Raw genomic sequence first — 2,649 nt, forward strand, 5'->3', positions numbered from 1 at the left:
GATGATATCTATTTTGTCTTTGTCACTAACGGAGGTTAGTGAACAAATTTTATTGATTAACGTCTTGCTTGTTCAGTTTTCAAGGTTCATATTCAATTCGCTCATCAGCGAACTTTTATATTCTATCAATTATCTTTTAGAAAGTCAACAACTTTTTAAAAAATAATTCATTTTATATCGGTCACTTACTTCATTTGTTAGCGACTCAATTATTATATGTTTTTATTTTAACTATGTCAATAGTTTTTATTATTTATTAAAAAATAGCTATTTCATTTTAAGCTTGCTTTTTTGTCATAATACAAATTAACTCAACTTTTAACCAAAAAACGGATAGACTACACTAAGTTGGGCAGAAAGCAGAAAAATGAGGACTAGTACAATGACTCTGATAATTAAAAGAAGCGTGCTATTATGCCTCGCCAGCGTCAAACTTTTACAACCGAATTTAAATTACAAATGGTCAAGAATGGTCAAGCTTTATGAAAATGGAAAATCCGGGAAAAAGGCTTTCAACAACAGCAGGAACAAGAATTGATGGAAACTATAGAAAGTATTTTTCAAGCAAGTCGAAATAATTATGGCACACGCAAAAATAAAGTGAAACTCCATCAGCGAGGGATTTTCTTCATCCCCACTGAAATAGAGGAACTCAGATTAAGAACGCCACATCCTCCGACAATACCTGAGTGACCAACATACTGTTGGCCCGAACCAATCGGACTTTTACGGGCAGTTGACCTCCCATCTATCTTTCGTTTCTCTCTATATCTTGAGATGAGGTTCTTACTGCCCGTTAAAGTGGGATATTAGAAAAGAAAGGATTCATCGTTTCACGACGTAAGACGGATTATGAAAAAACTAGGGCTTATATCTAATTACACAGTGGCCCTAGTTTAAGCCTCATCATTCAACCTGTAACGAAGCATCTATCCAAAATAAATCACAACGCCAGTTCTAGTGGGAACAGGGATTGGCGGTGGTTATCAGTGATTTAACATACGTTCGTGTCGCTTGGAAATGGACTACGTCTGTTTATTTGTCGACCTTTATAATCGAGAAATCATTGGCCATAGTGCTAGAGCAAGTAAAGATGCAGCACTTGTCTATCGAGCTTTGGCAAGCATTCAGAATAACTTAAATACCATCAAAATGTTTCATACAGACCGTGGAAAAGAATTTGACAATCAACTAATTTCAGAAGCCATAGAAACGTTTGGGATACAACGTTCGCTCTTAGCATGAAGGGTTGCCCTTATGCTAACGCTATAGTCGAAGCCATGTTTAAAGTGTTTAAGACCGAATTCGCAAACACCAAGCAATTCGCCACCCTTGAACAGCTGTCTTTTGAACTGAATGATTATGTTCATTGGTTCAATAACATTCGAATTCACGGAACATTGGGATACTTAACCCCAATAGAATTCAAGCTAAGGTCCTTATAAAAGTTATACAGTTTAGTGTTGACAATCCAATATTTACAAAGTGTTTGAAAAATCTCTTCCACACTTTCTCTATATTAGGCGAAAATAATTATGTTATTCAACTTATTTAGATGCTTTATTCCTTTTCAAAGAAATAATTATAAAATTCGAAAGTGATAATAAAACTAAAAAAATAGTTGAGCTTGTATAGAATTCACTATTAATCCTTAATTCATCGGCAGCGTATCCCACAAAAACGAGAAGGAATCCGGACACTATTAAACAAATTAATAGCGAAACTATTGTGGTGCTTTTACTTAATGAAAACTTTCTTTTGTTAAAGATATTAATAATCAAGAATGCAATGGCAACAATTAAAAAGAAGACAAAACAAAACTTAATAAGATTAAATGCTTCTAATGACATATTCTCCATCCCTTCAGTCTACTATTCTTCGTTATCTTTATCATCTATAGTATTTGTAATAAAAGTTCGAAATACTTTTATATCAACATCTCCTTCAAATCTTTCAACCTCTTTTCCATTTTTAAAGGCAATGAGAGTTGGTGTACCATTAATATTAAGTTCTTGCCACCTTTTTTTGATATTCTAAAAGATTATATTGATAATCTCCAAACTTTTTTCGATAATACCTTGTTTACTTTAGGTGTTGCATTTTACAGTGACTACACGTTGGACTATAAAAATAGACAAAATTCACTTTGGAACTCTTAATTACTTCAATTGTTTCTTCTGGTGAAATTACATATTGATAATCTTTGTTTTTGAGTTGATTTACTGTAGCTTGTTTTAACTTTTTATTTTCCTATAATTCTTTATTCGAATTAACTTTTTCAGCATTAGAAATATGGATTATACCCATAAAGGCCCATAAAAAACAAAAATTATCACCGAAACGAAACTCATTTTTTCATTTACTACCTTCTTGTAATTGAATGAATCAATTTCATAAATCATTTTCTTCTTAAAAAATACGAACATTTAATAATAGCTAATTTTATAGTTGTGGAGGGGAAGACAGCGACTCCCCGAAAATGCATGCATTTTCTTCGTGCGGTGTTAGTTCAAGGAGGCTTATTCAAAGTCCTACGGGAAAAGCTTGAGCTGAAAACCCCGCAGGAACGTTTTAAGGGACAAAGCCTAAGTTCGCCACGTCCTGTGGTAACGGCTTCACATCTGTCGCTTACGCTTTCGATGCGGAAGG

Annotated in this window: 1 protein-coding gene and 1 pseudogene; both read left to right on the forward strand. The window is 33.7% G+C overall.

Annotated features, from left to right (window positions below; all coding sequences use genetic code 11):
• Positions 1–537 precede the first annotated feature (537 nt).
• Positions 538–693 carry a hypothetical protein gene (locus FEU33_RS18980; protein WP_186731492.1) on the forward strand — a complete coding sequence of 52 codons (156 nt, stop codon included), beginning with the start codon at positions 538–540 and terminating at the stop codon, positions 691–693.
• 116 nt (positions 694–809) lie between these two features.
• A pseudogene (locus FEU33_RS19460) lies at positions 810–1,445 on the forward strand (IS3 family transposase); the annotation flags it as partial.
• Between the last annotated feature and the right edge of the window lie 1,204 nt (positions 1,446–2,649).

The sequence above is a fragment of the Rummeliibacillus suwonensis genome (assembly GCF_007896435.1).
Lineage (GTDB): Bacteria > Bacillota > Bacilli > Bacillales_A > Planococcaceae > Rummeliibacillus > Rummeliibacillus suwonensis.

What these genes read in the sequence shown, in the direction of transcription:
- FEU33_RS18980 (WP_186731492.1), top strand. Translation starts at nt 538, where the DNA reads ATGGAAACTATAGAAAGTATTTTTCAAGCAAGTCGAAATAATTATGGC.